The organism is Luteimonas suaedae (assembly GCF_008312895.1).
GTDB lineage: Bacteria > Pseudomonadota > Gammaproteobacteria > Xanthomonadales > Xanthomonadaceae > Luteimonas > Luteimonas suaedae.
Window position 1 is genome coordinate 14,369 of sequence record NZ_VSSP01000022.1, and the last position, 13,195, is coordinate 27,563.

At 69.6% G+C, this 13,195-nt stretch carries 13 protein-coding genes; 7 read left to right on the forward strand and 6 right to left on the reverse strand.

Annotation, left to right across the window (positions count from 1 at the left end; genetic code table 11):
- Positions 1-91: 91 nt before the first annotated feature.
- The gene (locus tag FXO19_RS18505; protein ID WP_187775852.1) at positions 92-1,483 is read left to right on the forward strand and encodes a serine hydrolase domain-containing protein; all 1,392 of its coding nucleotides are present in this window, start codon (positions 92-94) and stop codon (positions 1,481-1,483) included.
- Positions 1,484-1,643: 160 nt separating this feature from the next.
- Here the strand turns inward: FXO19_RS18505 and FXO19_RS18510 are convergent, their stop codons facing one another.
- Complete coding sequence (locus FXO19_RS18510; RefSeq protein WP_149196599.1) at positions 1,644-2,087, reverse strand: hypothetical protein; 444 nt, start codon at positions 2,085-2,087, stop codon at positions 1,644-1,646.
- Positions 2,088-2,376: 289 nt separating this feature from the next.
- Here FXO19_RS18510 and FXO19_RS18515 point away from each other — a divergent pair, with 289 nt between their 5' ends.
- Complete coding sequence (locus FXO19_RS18515; RefSeq protein WP_149196600.1) at positions 2,377-2,628, forward strand: hypothetical protein; 252 nt, start codon at positions 2,377-2,379, stop codon at positions 2,626-2,628.
- A 542-nt stretch (positions 2,629-3,170) separates the two neighbouring features.
- Here FXO19_RS18515 and gcvH read toward each other — a convergent pair.
- From gcvH to FXO19_RS18535, 4 genes are all read right to left on the reverse strand, one after another.
- On the reverse strand, positions 3,171-3,566 hold the full coding sequence (gene gcvH / locus FXO19_RS18520) for a glycine cleavage system protein GcvH (RefSeq protein WP_149196601.1): 396 nt from the start codon (positions 3,564-3,566) through the stop codon (positions 3,171-3,173).
- A 72-nt stretch (positions 3,567-3,638) separates the two neighbouring features.
- On the reverse strand, positions 3,639-4,265 hold the full coding sequence (locus tag FXO19_RS18525; protein ID WP_149196602.1) for a 2-hydroxychromene-2-carboxylate isomerase: 627 nt from the start codon (positions 4,263-4,265) through the stop codon (positions 3,639-3,641).
- An 82-nt stretch (positions 4,266-4,347) separates the two neighbouring features.
- A complete protein-coding gene (gene gcvT / locus FXO19_RS18530; protein WP_149196603.1) occupies positions 4,348-5,454 on the reverse strand; it encodes a glycine cleavage system aminomethyltransferase GcvT in 1,107 nt (368 codons plus the stop codon).
- A gap of 142 nt (positions 5,455-5,596) precedes the next feature.
- Positions 5,597-6,853 carry a 6-phosphofructokinase gene (locus FXO19_RS18535; RefSeq protein WP_149196604.1) on the reverse strand — a complete coding sequence of 419 codons (1,257 nt, stop codon included), beginning with the start codon at positions 6,851-6,853 and terminating at the stop codon, positions 5,597-5,599.
- A 133-nt stretch (positions 6,854-6,986) separates the two neighbouring features.
- Between FXO19_RS18535 and FXO19_RS18540 the strand changes: the two genes are divergently transcribed.
- The 4 genes from FXO19_RS18540 (at position 6,987) to FXO19_RS18555 (ending at position 10,273) form a co-directional block, all read left to right on the forward strand.
- Positions 6,987-7,568, forward strand: a complete 582-nt coding sequence (locus FXO19_RS18540; RefSeq protein ID WP_149196605.1) for an adenylate kinase — start codon at positions 6,987-6,989, stop codon at positions 7,566-7,568.
- Between the two features lie 3 nt (positions 7,569-7,571).
- A complete protein-coding gene (locus FXO19_RS18545) occupies positions 7,572-8,093 on the forward strand; it encodes a hypothetical protein (RefSeq protein ID WP_149196606.1) in 522 nt (173 codons plus the stop codon).
- Positions 8,094-8,175: 82 nt separating this feature from the next.
- The gene (gene mpl, locus FXO19_RS18550) at positions 8,176-9,567 is read left to right on the forward strand and encodes a UDP-N-acetylmuramate:L-alanyl-gamma-D-glutamyl-meso-diaminopimelate ligase (RefSeq protein WP_187775853.1); all 1,392 of its coding nucleotides are present in this window, start codon (positions 8,176-8,178) and stop codon (positions 9,565-9,567) included.
- Positions 9,568-9,685: 118 nt separating this feature from the next.
- On the forward strand, positions 9,686-10,273 hold the full coding sequence (locus tag FXO19_RS18555; RefSeq protein WP_149196607.1) for an LON peptidase substrate-binding domain-containing protein: 588 nt from the start codon (positions 9,686-9,688) through the stop codon (positions 10,271-10,273).
- On the opposite strand, the gene FXO19_RS18560 is transcribed toward FXO19_RS18555, so the two are convergent.
- Complete coding sequence (locus FXO19_RS18560; protein ID WP_149196608.1) at positions 10,185-12,272, reverse strand: bifunctional DedA family/phosphatase PAP2 family protein; 2,088 nt, start codon at positions 12,270-12,272, stop codon at positions 10,185-10,187. The two genes, FXO19_RS18555 and FXO19_RS18560, sit on opposite strands and share 89 nt — an antisense overlap.
- A gap of 138 nt (positions 12,273-12,410) precedes the next feature.
- Between FXO19_RS18560 and FXO19_RS18565 the strand changes: the two genes are divergently transcribed.
- Positions 12,411-13,073: a phosphotransferase gene (locus FXO19_RS18565; protein ID WP_149196609.1), complete on the forward strand. Its 663-nt coding sequence runs from the start codon at positions 12,411-12,413 to the stop codon at positions 13,071-13,073.
- Positions 13,074-13,195 lie beyond the last annotated feature (122 nt).

Here is a 13,195-nt window from a genome sequence, read left to right on the forward strand (position 1 = left end):
GCTACCCATCGAACTTCCCCTTGTTCATGCAACTCTGGAATCAGGCGCTATGATCAGCCCGCAAGGTAAGCATACGCAGGGGGCAGACCCGATGAAAGACAACACGCGGCGGGTTCGGCAACGGGGGCGGGCCTGGCGGGCGGGCCTGGTGGGATTGCTGATGCCGGTCGCACTGGGATCTGCGGCGCAGACGCCGCAGGAGCGGCAGGCCGCGCCGGCCGCCCATCCGGAAACCATGACCGAATTCCCGGCGCCCACCGACGGACGGCCGATGCAGGTGCCGCCGCCTTCGACGACGGTGCCACTGGCCGCCGGTTTCGACGTGCGCAAATTCGAGGCGATGGCGCAGGCGATGGTCGCCGACCAGCGCATCCCCGGCATGGCGATGGCGATCGTACACAACGGACGCGTGCTCAGCGCCCGCGGCTATGGCATCACCGACGTGCGCGCCGCCGAACCGGTCGATGCCCATACGGTGTTCCGCCTCGCCTCGTTGTCCAAATCCTTCGCCGGCACCATCGCCGGCGTTCTCGTTTCCGAGGGCGCGCTGCGCTGGGACAGCAAGGTCGTCGACTACATGCCCGGCCTGCAGCTGTCGGACCCGGACGCCGCGCGCCGCGTCACCGTGGCCGACGTGCTCAGCCATCGGGTCGGGCTCGCGCGCCATGCCTACGACCGGGACATCGAGCGCGGTGCCGACTACAACTCCCTGGTGCAGAAGCTGGCGCAGGCGCCGATGACCTGTGCGCCCGGCGACTGCTACAGCTACCAGAACGTCGCCTTCAGCCTGGTCGGCGACGTGGTGTTCGCGACCTCCGGCCAGTTCTATAACGAGGTGGTCTCGCGCCGGCTGTTCAAGCCGCTCGGCATGAACGACGCCAGTCTCGGCCTGGAGGGCATCCAGGCCAGCGCGCGCTGGGCCAAGCCGCACGTGCGCGCCGGCAGGGGCTGGAATTCGCTGATGCCCAAGCCGACCTACTACCGCATCGCGCCGGCCGCCGGCGTCAACGCCAGCATCTCGGACATGGCGCAGTGGCTGATCGCGCACGGTGGTCATCGTCCGGACGTCCTCCCCGCGCCGCTGCTGGCGACCCTGCATGCCCCGGTCGTCGGCACGCCCGGCGAGATGCGCAGTCGCTCGGCCTCCTGGCGCGGCCAGCGCCTCAACGCCGCCGGTTACGGATTGGGCTGGCGCATCTATGACTATTCCGGCCATCGCCTGGTTTTCCATGGCGGCGCCGTGCAGGGCTACCGGGGTCTGATGGCGCTCATGCCCGAGCGCGACCTGGGCCTGGTGATTCTCTGGAACAGCGAAAGCAGCCTGCCGTCGGGCCTGCTGCCGACGATCCTCGACGACGCCATCGGCCTGCCGTCCCAGCGCTGGCTCGATATCGATTTCGAAACGCTGTACGCCAGCGACCGGCGTCCGGGCAACGAGTCCGTCGGCGCGGGGGCATCGACCTCGCGCGCCAACCCGCAGTGAGCCGCCCACGGGCGGCGACGCCGCCCGTGCGCTGACCAGGGCGGCGGCCCGCATCGGCCCTCTCTGCCGGCCGGGCTTCCGCAGGCCAATCCATAAAAAAACTCCCCCTCCGCCTGGGCGCGCGGAGGAGGAGTCTTGATTACGAACAATCGGGACTTGCTTACATCAACGGTGCGGGTGCGGCGGGAATCACCACCGGGGCCGCTTTCCGTCTGGCAGGTTTGGCTTTCTTTTTAGCGGCTTTCTTGGCCGGCTTCTTCTTGGCGGCCTTCTTGGCGCGCTTCTTGGTGGCTTTCTTCGCTGCCTTCTTGGCCGGGCGCTTCTTGGCGACCTTCTTCGCAGCCTTCTTGGCGGTCTTCTTGCGGGCTACCTTCTTGGCTACCTTCTTCTTGGCAACCTTTTTCTTTGCGACCTTCTTCTTCGCAACCTTCTTCTTAGCGACCTTCTTCTTGGCTACCTTGCGGGTGGCCGGACGCTTCTTGGCGACCTTGCGGGTGGCCTTCTTGGCGGCGGTCTTGCGGACGGCCTTCTTGGCGGCCTTCTTCGCTACCTTTCTGCCCGCTTTCTTGGCGGGGCGTTTCTTTGCAGCTTTTTTCGTGGCCATGTGATGGCTCTCCTCGTCAGTGGACTTGCTGTTGCTTCTAAGGCCCAGTACGCAAACGCATCACGGGTATCGGACCCGCGATCAACCGCCGACGCGCACCGCGCATCGGGACGGATTCAGTGCCGTCCGCGCCATCGCGGACGGGTACGCGGACAGTGCCGCGTCGTAACGAAAACACCCACGACGCGATGCGTCGCGGGTGCGGTGTCATGAAGGGTCGCGTTTTTGCAGGAGAGACGAAGACTGATTCCACCTTTGGCAAGTTCGGGGCGGAAGGCTGAGTTGTGTGGTGCGTTTTCGTCTGGGTGCGGATCACTCGTTCCTGCAGCAACGTCTGCTTGGGCGAAACCTAATCACGGTTTTTTCAACTGTCAACACCCCGACACAATTATTTTGCGACGCCGGAGCGGCCCGTGACCTGCCGCATGCGTCGAAGGCAAGCGCGACAGGTGCACGCAACGCGGCGGCGGCGGCGGCGGCGGCCGTTCGTGCGTGCAGGAAACCGCTTTTTTTTAGCGCTTTCGTCGAAGCGAAAGATTGAAGGTGCGCGCCTCGCTGCAAGTCGGCACGATGCACGCGCCTTGTCTGCGACGGTCCCGACAGGGCGCCGGAAACGGTTCGGTGACAGTCAGGCAGAACGTTCGTTATCGCGTCGCACAACCCCATTTGCGCGAAAGTGCGCGAACTCTCGCGTGCTTCCAGGCGACTCGCGCGACACGTATCGCCGACTCCGAACTGTCCGAATCGATCGCGCGCGGGTCGTGACATCGGCGTTCGCGGCGATCGGAAAGAACGGGTGTGGGAGATGGGTCGTCGGCATTCCGGCATGCCAAAAAGATGTCGAGCGGGGAGCAGGCGCGGGTGCATGCCGGCAGGGCGTCGCACCTTCGCGGTGAAGTCCGGGCGCGGGCGTCGGAGCGCCGCGCCGCCGGCCGCCGAGGAAGGGGAACGTGATCGTCTGCCCCGGCGACGCGGGCGGTGCGACGTGTCGGGCATGCCGCGGATTCCGCGATTGCGGGTCCGGGCCGCCGCATGCGGTGCGGCGCGTGACGAGGATCGTCCCGGAAGCCCGGGACGGAGCACTCAGGCGTCGTCGTCCTCGAGCAGCGCGGCGTAGGCGTCCGGATCGAGCAGCTCGTTGAGCTGGTCACCGTCATCGGCCTGGACCACGAAGATCCAACCCTCGCCGTAGGCGTCCTCGTTGATGGTCTCGGGTTTGTCGGCCAGGTCCGTGTTGACCGCGACGATGGTGCCCGAGACCGGCGCGTAGACGTCCGAGGCTGCCTTCACCGACTCGACGACGGCGGCGGCGTTGCCGGCTTCGATGCTGTCGCCGACGCTCGGCAGGTCGACGTAGACCAGATCGCCGAGCAGGCCCTGCGCGTGATCGGAAATGCCCACCGTGACCTTGCCGTCGTCTTCGACGCGCGCCCACTCGTGGGACTTCATGAACTTCAGGTCGCCTGGGATCTCGCTCATGGGTGGGCTCCGGGTTTGCAGGTCGCGGTGGTGGAAGCAGGCGCTAGTGTAGCGAAGGAGATGGCGGGGTTGTCAGCCCCCGCGCAGCGGCGGACGGCCCTCGGCGAGCATCGCCTGCAGCTGTTCGATCCGGTCCTGTCCCCAGAACGGTTCGCCGTCGACGACATAGCCGGGCAGGCCGGGCAGGTCCGCGGCGATGGCCATCTCGGTGTTGCGGCGGTAGCACGCTCCGGCGGCTTCGCCGTCCGCCGCCGCCAGCACCGCGGCGGCATCGTGGTCGCGCTCTGCGAGCAACGCGGCGAGGACGTCGCGATCCGCCAGGTCCCGGTCCTCGGCCCACAGGGCGCGATAGGCGTCGGCGGTGTAGCCGGCCGGATCCTCGCCGCGTTCGGCGAGGGCGATCGCCACGCGATCGGCAAGGGCGATGTCGAGCGGATAGTGCTTGGGCGACAGGTTCAGCGGCAGTCCCCGCGCAGCGCGCCAGCGCTGCAACTCGATCAACCGGTAGCGCTGCCGCGCCGGCGCGCGCTGCCCCAGCGGCACCCCGCCGTTGGCCGCGAACAGGTCGATGATGCGCACCGGACGGTAGTCGATCGCGGCGCCGGCGGCGCGCGCGACCTCATGCAGCGCCGCGTGTCCGAGATAGCTCCACGGCGAGATCAGGCTGAAGTAGTAGTCGATCGTGCGGCGGTTGGACATGGCGATCGGGCAAGGGCGGCCGAGGCCGCATTGTAGGTCCGGCGCCGACGCGGCGACACGACGCGGGTGCGGTCGTCCGGTGCTACGCCAGCACGCCCGGCTGCGCCTGGCCGTCGCGCACGAACGGGAACTTCACCACCCGCAGCGGCACCTCGCGTCCGCGGATGTCGACGCGGACCTCGCCGGGATCGCCGGCGGGGATGCGCGCGAAGGCGATCGCCTTGCCGAGCGTGGGCGAGAACGTGCCGGACAGGATCTCGCCCTCGCCGCTGGCACCGAGCACGCGCTGCCCGTGGCGCAGCACGCCGCGCTCGTCCATCACCACGGCGATCAGTTGTCGCGCGGCACCTTCGGCCTGCTGCCGCTCGAGCGCCTCGCGTCCGATGAACGCGCGGCCTTCATCCAGCGTCACGGTCCAGCCGAGTGCGGCCTCGTACGGCGAGACGTCCTCGTCCATGTCCTGGCCGTACAGCGCCAGGCCGGCCTCCAGGCGCAGGGTGTCGCGTGCGCCGAGTCCGGCCGGCTTCACCCCGGCCTGCAGCAGCGCGTTCCAGAAACCGACGGCGTCGGCTTCCGCCAGCACGATTTCGAATCCGTCCTCGCCGGTGTAGCCGGTGCGGGCCACGAACAGGCCGGCGCCGGAGGCCGACTGCACCTGGGTCGCGGCGAAACGCGACAGCTTGGCGGCGCGCTCGCGATCGTCCTCGCGCAGCAGCGCGACGACCCGGTCGCGGGCGTTCGGTCCCTGCACCGCGATCATCGCCAGCTCCGGCCGCTCGACGACGTCGACGCCAAAGCCCGCGGCCTGTTCCCCGATCCATGCCAGGTCCTTGGCGCGGGTGGCGGCGTTGACCACCAGCCGGAAGTGATCATCGGCGAGGAAGTAGACGATCAGGTCGTCGATCACGCCGCCCCGCGGATCGAGCATGCAGCTGTACAGCGCCTTGCCCGGCTTCTTCAGCTTGTCGACCGAGTTGGCCAGCAGCTGCCGCAGGAACGGCCGCACCCGTGCGCCGTGCAGGTCGACCACGGTCATGTGGCTGACGTCGAACATGCCGGCGTCGCGGCGGACCTGGTGGTGTTCCTCGATCTGCGAGCCGTAGTTGAGCGGCATGTCCCAGCCGCCGAAGTCGACCATCTTGGCGCCGAGCGAACGGTGGCTGTCGTTGAGGACGGTCTTGCGGGTCATGGCGGCGACTCGTATGCGAAAGCCCGGCATTATTCCAGATGCGGCGTGTGCGGTCGGGGAAGTCCCCTTTGCGGTGGGCCAAGGTCCACCCTATGCGGGGTGATTGGGTGGGCCTTGGCCCACCGCTGTCGTCTGCAACCGGTCAGTCGTCCCAGCCGGGCAACTTCTTCTTCACCAGCACCTTCTTCAGCGTGACGTAGGCGGGGATGCCGTCGCGGCCGTAGGGCGGGTAGGCCTCGCCGCGGATCAGCGGTTCCAGGTAGCGGCGCGCCGAGGCGGTGATGCCGAAGCCGTCCTTGCGCAGGAACCCGGCCGGCATCTTCTTCTCATGGTTGGCCACCTTGGTCAGCGGCGCGCTCTCGATCTTCCAGCGGTAGGGCTGGTCCGAGGTCCGTCGGATCACCGGCATGGTCGCATTGCGCCCGGCCAGGGCGAACTGCACCGCGGCCTTGCCGACCGCCTGTGCCTGCAGCAGGTCGGTCTGCGAGGCGATGTGGCGCGCCGAGCGTTGCAGGTAGTCGGGCAGGGTCCAGTGCACCTTGTAGCCGAGCGCGTCCTTGACCTTCGCGGCCAGTGTCGAGGCGACGCCGCCGAGCTGGGTGTGGCCGAACGAGTCCGTGCCGCCGCCGGCGTCGGCGACGAAGCGGCCATCGGCGGTCTGGATGCCCTCGCTGGCGACCACGACGCAGAAGCCGAGCCGGTCGACCACCTTCTTCACCTGGGCCAGGAAGGCCTGCTCGTCGTAGGCGCGCTCCGGAAACAGGATGATGTGCGGCGCATCGTCGGGCCCCTGACCGGCCAGACCCGCGGCCGCGGCCAGCCAGCCGGCATGGCGGCCCATCGCCTCGTAGACGAAGACCTTGGTCGAGGTGTCGGCCATTGCCGCCACGTCGAGCGCGGCCTCGCGCACCGACACCGCCGTGTACTTGGCCGCCGAGCCGAAGCCGGGGCAGCAGTCGGTGACGGCGAGGTCGTTATCGATCGTCTTCGGCACGCCGATGCAGGTCAGCGGGTAGTCGAACTCGGCCGCCAGCTGCGAGACCTTGAGCGCGGTGTCGGCCGAATCGTTGCCGCCGTTGTAGAGGAACCAGCGCACGTCGTGCGCGCGCAGCACCTCGAGCAGGCGCTCGTACCTGGCGCGGTCCTCGGTCAGGGACTTCAGCTTGTAGCGGCAGGAACCGAACGCACCGCCCGGCGTGTGCGCCAGGCCGCGGATGGCCGACGAGGTCTCCTTGGACGTGTCGATCAGTTCCTCGCGCAGGGCGCCGAGGATGCCGTTGCGGGCGGCCAGCACCTTGATCTTGCGGGCGCGGGCCTCGGTGATGACGCCGGAAGCGGTGGCGTTGATGACGGCGGTGACGCCGCCGGACTGAGCATAGAGCAGGGTTCCGGAGGGCATGGGGGGACTCGCGTTGACGGGCGGATGCCGGAGAGACGGCGTGGATACGGTAAGCTGGCGCCAGCGAGGGCGCGCCCTGGGCAGTGTAACGCCACCGGCGACGACCCGAATCCCCGTTGGTCTGGAGCGATCGATGCGACTGGTTCTTCTTGGTGCGCCCGGTTCGGGCAAGGGCACGCAGGCGGCGCGACTGAAAGACGCGCTGAACGTGCCGCACATCTCTACCGGCGACCTGCTGCGCGCCGAAGTCGCCGCCGGCACGCCGCTGGGATTGCAGGCGAAGGAAGTGATGGCGCGCGGCGATCTGGTCTCCGACGAGATCCTGCTCGGTATGCTCGAGGAGCGCTTCTCGCGCGACGACACCCGCGGCGGCTTCATCCTCGACGGCTACCCGCGCAACCTGGCCCAGGCCGCCGCGCTGGACGCGCTGTTGCAGCGCCTCGGACAGCCGTTCGACGCCGCGGTGCAGCTGGAGGTCGACAACGAGCTGCTGATCGAACGCCTGGCCGGCCGTGCCGAGGCCGAAGACCGCGCCGATGACCGCCCCGAGTCGGTGCGCAAGCGGCTGCAGGTCTACGACGAGCAGACCGCGCCGGTGATCGAGTTCTATCGCGAGCACGGCCAGCTGACGGTGGTCGATGGCGTCGGTTCGCTGGACGAGGTGTTCGACCGCATCCTCGCAGCGATCGCGCCGGCGGCGACCCCCGCCGGTTGAGTCTTGCCGAATCCGTGGCTGCGGTGGCTGTGCCTGCGCGGATCGCTGCAGGCGCTGCCGCCCGCGTGGCTGCCGACGCTGGCGCTGTGGGCCGTGGCGCTGGCGATGATGCTGGCGGTGGATCTGCTGGCGCCGCGACCAACGCGCGGCGGCCTGCTCGCCGCACCGGTCGAAGCGGTGGTCGAGATCGCGCTGTGCTGGCTGCTGCTGCGGGTGTTCCGGCGCCGTGCGCTGCTGCTGCCGGCACTGCAGGCGCTGGCGATGGCAGCTGCGGTGCGCACGGCGGTGATGGCGCCGCTGCCATGGCTGGCAGCGCTGCCGCCGCCCGAGCCCGCCACGGCCGGCCGGATACTGCTCGCCGTCGTCGGCGTGCTGATGCTGCAGCTGGCGGCGTTGGCCTGGCTGCTGCGCTACTGGTTCCGGCTGTGGCGGCAGGCGCTGGCGGCGTCGCGGGCGATGACGATGGCGATCATGGGCGGGATGGCGGCGGTGCTGCTGCTGTTGAACCTAGGGCTGGCGTGGTGAGGGGTGCGGAGGGGATGGCGAGTTGGCGCCGTACGGGAGCCGCTCCGTTCCTCGAGCGCGCGACATCGGGAATCCAAGCATCATGAAGATCCATATCCTGGGAATCGCCGGTACGTTCATGGGCGGCGTGGCAGCGCTGGCGCGCGAGCTCGGGCATACGGTCGAGGGCAGCGACCAGGCGGTGTATCCGCCGATGTCCACCCAGCTCGAGTCGCTCGGCATTGCGCTCAAGCAGGGATACCAGCCCGGGCACATCGCTCCCGACTGTGACGCGATCGTCGTCGGCAATGCGCTCTCGCGCGGCAATGCGGCGGTGGAGCACGTGCTCGATGCCGGGCTGCGCTACACCTCCGGCGCGCAGTGGCTGGCCGAGCAGGTGCTGCCCGGCCGCGACACCGTCGCCGTCGCCGGCACCCACGGCAAGACCACCACCACCACGATCCTCACCTACCTGCTGCAGGCGGCCGGACGCGAGCCGGGATTCCTGATCGGCGGCGTCGCCGAGGACTTCGGCATGTCGGCGCGCATCGGCACCGGCAAGGCCTTCGTGGTGGAGGCCGACGAGTACGACACCGCGTTCTTCGACAAGCGCAGCAAGTTCGTGCACTACCGGCCGGCGGTGGCGATCCTCAACAATCTCGAATTCGACCATGCCGACATCTTCCCGGACGTGGCCGCGATCCAGCGCCAGTTCCACCATTTCGTGCGCACCGTGCCCGGGCGCGGCCGGTTGATCGTCAACGGCGAGGACGCGCGCCTGGCCGAGGTGCTGGCGATGGGCTGCTGGACGTCGGTCGAGCGCTTCGGCCTGGACGGCGACTTCGACTGGAGCGCGCGCCTGCTGGAGGCCGACGGCAGCGCTTTCGCGGTGCTGCGGGCGGGGCGCGAGCTCGGCACCGTGCGCTGGCCACTGCTCGGGCGTCACAACGTGATGAACGCGCTCGCGGCGCTGGCCGCCTGCGCGGCGCTGGAGGTGGACGTGGCCGGCGTGATTCCCGCCCTGGCGGCGTTCCGCAGCGTCAAGCGGCGCATGGAGCGGCTGGGGGAGATCGGCGGCGTGACCGTCTACGACGATTTCGCCCATCACCCGACCGCCATCGCCACCACCTTGTCGGGATTGCGGGCGAAGGTCGGGGCGGCGCGGATCGTGGTGGCAATGGAGCCGCGCAGCAATTCCATGCGGCTGGGCGCGCATGCCGATGCACTGGCACCGTCGCTGGCCGACGCCGACGCAGTGGTGTTCCTGCACCGGCCGGAACTCACCTGGGACGCCGCCAAGGTGGTCGACGCGGTCCGCGGCCACGCGCGCACGGTGCCGGATGTCGCACGCCTGATCGCCACGCTGCGCGAATGCCTGCGCGACGGCGACCACGTCGTGTTCATGTCCAACGGCGGCTTCGACGACGCACCACGGCGATTGTTGGCCGCGCTCAGGGCCGAGAATGGGGAATCGGGAATGGGGAATCGGGATTAGGAAGAGCAATGGATCCCGGCCTTCGCCGGGATGACGAGCAGGAGCGATACGCTCTTCCGATCCTCGATCCCCGATCCCCCCGGTGTTCATCCGAGCCGATCCGTGGCACAACAGACGCATGGACGATCCAGGACCTTCGCTGGGGTTGTTCCCGCTGCACACCGTGCTGGTGCCGGGTGCGGCGCTCGGCCTGCGCGTGTTCGAGCCGCGCTATCTCGATCTGCTGCGTGATTGCGGCCGCAGCGGCGCCACGTTCGGCGTCTGCCTGATCCTGGAGGGCGCCGAAGCAGGGGCGCCGGCGATGCCCGCCGCCTACGGCACCGAAGCGCTGATCGAGGACTTCGACCGCGACCCCGACGGCCTGCTGGCGCTGCGGGTGCGCGGCGCCCGGCGCTTTCACGTGCGCCGGACGCGGGTGCGCGACAACGGCCTGGTGGTGGCCGGCATCGATTGGCTGGCTGACGATCGCGAAGAGCCGCTGCAGCCACAGCACGCGCTGCTGGGCGAGTTGCTGCAGCGGATCCTGGAGCAGGTCGGCACCGACGTCGCCGCGATTCCGAAACCGCGCTTCGACGATGCCGCCTGGGTCGGCTGGCGCCTGGCCGAGCTGTTGCCGCTCAGCGACGCCCAGCGCCAGGGGCTCCTGCAGGAGACCGATCCGCATCTTCGGCTGCAGCAGCTGCTGGAGTTCGTGTCGGAGGAGTGATCGGCGCGTCGGCGGCCGTACCGACGCGGACCCGCAGCACCGGCACGCCCGAGTGCGGGTGCAGCCCGACGCGGGCGTCGATCCCGTCGACATCGGCGTGCAGCCGCCGCCACGCTTCACGTGCGTCGGCCTGCGGCTGCCACAGGCCGACCACGCCGAACGGCCGCGTGTACTGCAGCGTCTGTACCGAGCCGACCCACAATGGCAGCCCGTCGGAGAGCAGGGCCGGCGCGCGCCACAGCCGCAGCACCTGGATGCGGCCGGCGGAGACCGGCCGGCGCAGCAGCAGCGTCTCGGCCTCGGTGTCCAGCGTGGCCGGCAGCACCACCTGCTGTGCCGGTGCGGCGTCGTCGTCGAGCAGGCCGAGTGCGGCGGTCCAGTCCGCCTGCGCCTGCGCCTGCCAGCCGCGCGCCTCCAGGTGCGCCTGCAGTGGCGGCAGTGGCCCGGCGACCTGCACGTCCAGCGGCCAACGCTGCTCGCTGTCGCGTTCGTTGCGCCGCGACGGCAGTTGCCGCCAGCCGTCCTGCCACCATCGCGCCGGGGTCATCGCCAGGCTCGGTAGCGGCGGGACGAAACTCGACAGCAGCGGGTCGGCGGCACGTGGTGCGTGCCAGAGCGCGGCGGCGGCGAAGCTGCCGTAGAAGATCAGGGCGAGCGGACGCATCCAGAACGAGCGCGCCACGTGGCGGCGGTAGGCGATGCCGAGCGCCAGCAGCCAGACGATGCCCAGCAGCATGCCGCCGACCACGTCGCTCAGCCAGTGTGCGCCGAGATAGATGCGGGCGAACCCGAGCAGCGCCACCACCGCGCCGGAGACCAGGTACGGCCACACCCGCGAGCGGCCCGGCAACTCGCGCGCGATCAGCACCGCGAAGAAGCCCAGGGTGATCGTCGACATCGTCACCGACATCGAGGGGAAGCCGAAACCACTGTGCGCGATCGGCGGTTGCGGCATGTCGATCAGGCGCTCCAGCACGGTGGTCAGCACCAGCCCGAAGGTCAGCGCCGCCAGCCAGTGCGCCGCCGCGATCCAGCGCCGCCGCCACAGCAGCCACAGCATGGCGAGGCCGGCGGCGGGGACCAGGACCGTCGCATCGCCGATCGAGGCCAGTCCGGCGAGCAGGCGGTCGGCCAGTGGATTGCGCAGTGTCATCATGAATTCGTAGACGTTGCGGTCGAGCATCAGCGGCTCGCCGCGCATCAGCACCGTGGTCAGCAGCGCGAACCAGGCCCAGCCGATCGCCAGCAGGCAGGCCGCCAGGATCGCCAGCGACGGCGACTCCGGCCGATTGGGATCGATCAGTGCGGCGGCGTAGCGGCCGAGCCGCGGATGCGCGCGGGTCCACTTCAGCGCCCGGACCAGCAAGGCGCTGGCGTGGCCGTCGAACCAGCGCCAGGTGTAGAGCACGCTGGCCCAGGCCAGCGCCAGCACCGCCAGCATCGCGCCGAGCACCAGCGCCAGGCGGTCGGCGACGGCGGCCACGGCGTCGTAGGAGGCGCCGAACAGCCAGCCCGGCGCCAGGAACGCCGCCGACCAGGTCGCCGCCGCGAACAGGCTGATCGGCAGGTACCGCTTGAGCGGCATGCGCAGCATGCCGGCGATCGCCGGCACGAACGGCCGGACCGGGCCGACGTAGCGCGCGATCAGGATGCTCTTGGTGCCGTGGCGGCGGAACAGCGTCTCGCCGCGCTCGAGCAGCTGCGGGTAGCGCCGGAACGGCCACTGCTCGTGCATCTGCGGGCCCCAGCGACGACCGACCCAGAAGCTGAAGGCATCGCCGGCGAAGGCGCCCGCTGCGGCGCAGGCAATGGCGTAGGGGCCGTCGATATGCCCCAGCCCGATCAGCGCGCCCACCGCGAACAGCAGCGGCAACGCCGGCACGACGATGCCGAGCACCACCAGTGAATCGAGAAACGCGATCAGGAAGATCAGACCGCCCGCGGCGACCGGGTGCGCGCTGATCCAGGCGAGGAGACTGTCGAACCAGGCGTCGGTCATCGCGCAATTATGGCAGCCGGCGGCGACGCGGCGCGCCGTCGCTGGACCAGCGTTGCAGGCCGCTCAGCTGCGGTGCGTCGTGATGTCGCGGATGCTGCTGGCCGTCGCAGCCGCTACCACGGCCCCTACAATGAGCGGATGCCCCGCGAAGACGCCATCGAGATCCAGGCCCTCAAGGCCGACAGCTTCGGCCGCATCGCGCTGATGCGCGATGCCCACGGCATGTTCGTGCGCCGCGACCTGGCGCACGTGCCGCTGTGGCTGCGATTGCCGGCATGGTGGCTGGCGCGGCGCGAGGCGCGGGCGCTGCTGCGGATCGACGGCATGCCGGCGACGCCGCGGCTGCTGGGCTGGGACGGACGCCGCCTCGACCGTAGCTACATGGCGGGCGCGGCGATGTACCAGCGGCCGCCGCGCGGCGACCTGCAGTACTTCCATCGCGCGCGCCGGCTGCTGCAGGGCCTGCACCGCCGCGGACTGGCGCACAACGATCTGGCCAAGGAGGCCAACTGGCTGGTGCAGGACGACGGCAGTCCCGGAATCATCGATTTCCAGCTCGCCACCGTCGGCGATCCGCGCTCGCGCTGGATGCGCCTGCTGGCGCGCGAGGACCTGCGCCACCTGCTCAAGCACAAGCGCATGTACTGCCGCGAATCGCTCACGCCGGTGGAGCGGCGCGTGCTCAAGCGCCATTCCTGGCTGCGCGACGCCTGGTTCCGCACCGGCAAGCCGGTGTACCGCTTCGTCACCCGTCGCATCCTCAAGTGGGAGGACAACGAGGGGCAGGGGCCGAAGCCCTGAGGGCCGGGATTGGGGATTGGTGATTGGTGATTCGCAAGAGCGGGAGCCGGGGTGCGCTAGCATTTGACGAATCACGAATCACGAATCACGAATCACGAATCACGAATCACGAATCACGAATC

Excerpts from the sequence above, each read along its gene's own strand:
- FXO19_RS18505 (WP_187775852.1), top strand. The coding sequence starts at position 92 with ATGAAAGACAACACGCGGCGGGTTCGGCAACGGGGGCGGGCCTGGCGG.
- FXO19_RS18565 (WP_149196609.1), top strand. The coding sequence starts at position 12,411 with ATGCCCCGCGAAGACGCCATCGAGATCCAGGCCCTCAAGGCCGACAGC.
- gcvT (WP_149196603.1), bottom strand. The coding sequence starts at position 5,454 with ATGACCCGCAAGACCGTCCTCAACGACAGCCACCGTTCGCTCGGCGCC.
- FXO19_RS18560 (WP_149196608.1), bottom strand. The coding sequence starts at position 12,272 with ATGACCGACGCCTGGTTCGACAGTCTCCTCGCCTGGATCAGCGCGCAC.
- FXO19_RS18540 (WP_149196605.1), top strand. The coding sequence starts at position 6,987 with ATGCGACTGGTTCTTCTTGGTGCGCCCGGTTCGGGCAAGGGCACGCAG.
- FXO19_RS18535 (WP_149196604.1), bottom strand. The coding sequence starts at position 6,853 with ATGCCCTCCGGAACCCTGCTCTATGCTCAGTCCGGCGGCGTCACCGCC.
- FXO19_RS18525 (WP_149196602.1), bottom strand. The coding sequence starts at position 4,265 with ATGTCCAACCGCCGCACGATCGACTACTACTTCAGCCTGATCTCGCCG.
- FXO19_RS18510 (WP_149196599.1), bottom strand. The coding sequence starts at position 2,087 with ATGGCCACGAAAAAAGCTGCAAAGAAACGCCCCGCCAAGAAAGCGGGC.
- FXO19_RS18555 (WP_149196607.1), top strand. The coding sequence starts at position 9,686 with ATGGACGATCCAGGACCTTCGCTGGGGTTGTTCCCGCTGCACACCGTG.
- mpl (WP_187775853.1), top strand. The coding sequence starts at position 8,176 with ATGAAGATCCATATCCTGGGAATCGCCGGTACGTTCATGGGCGGCGTG.
- gcvH (WP_149196601.1), bottom strand. The coding sequence starts at position 3,566 with ATGAGCGAGATCCCAGGCGACCTGAAGTTCATGAAGTCCCACGAGTGG.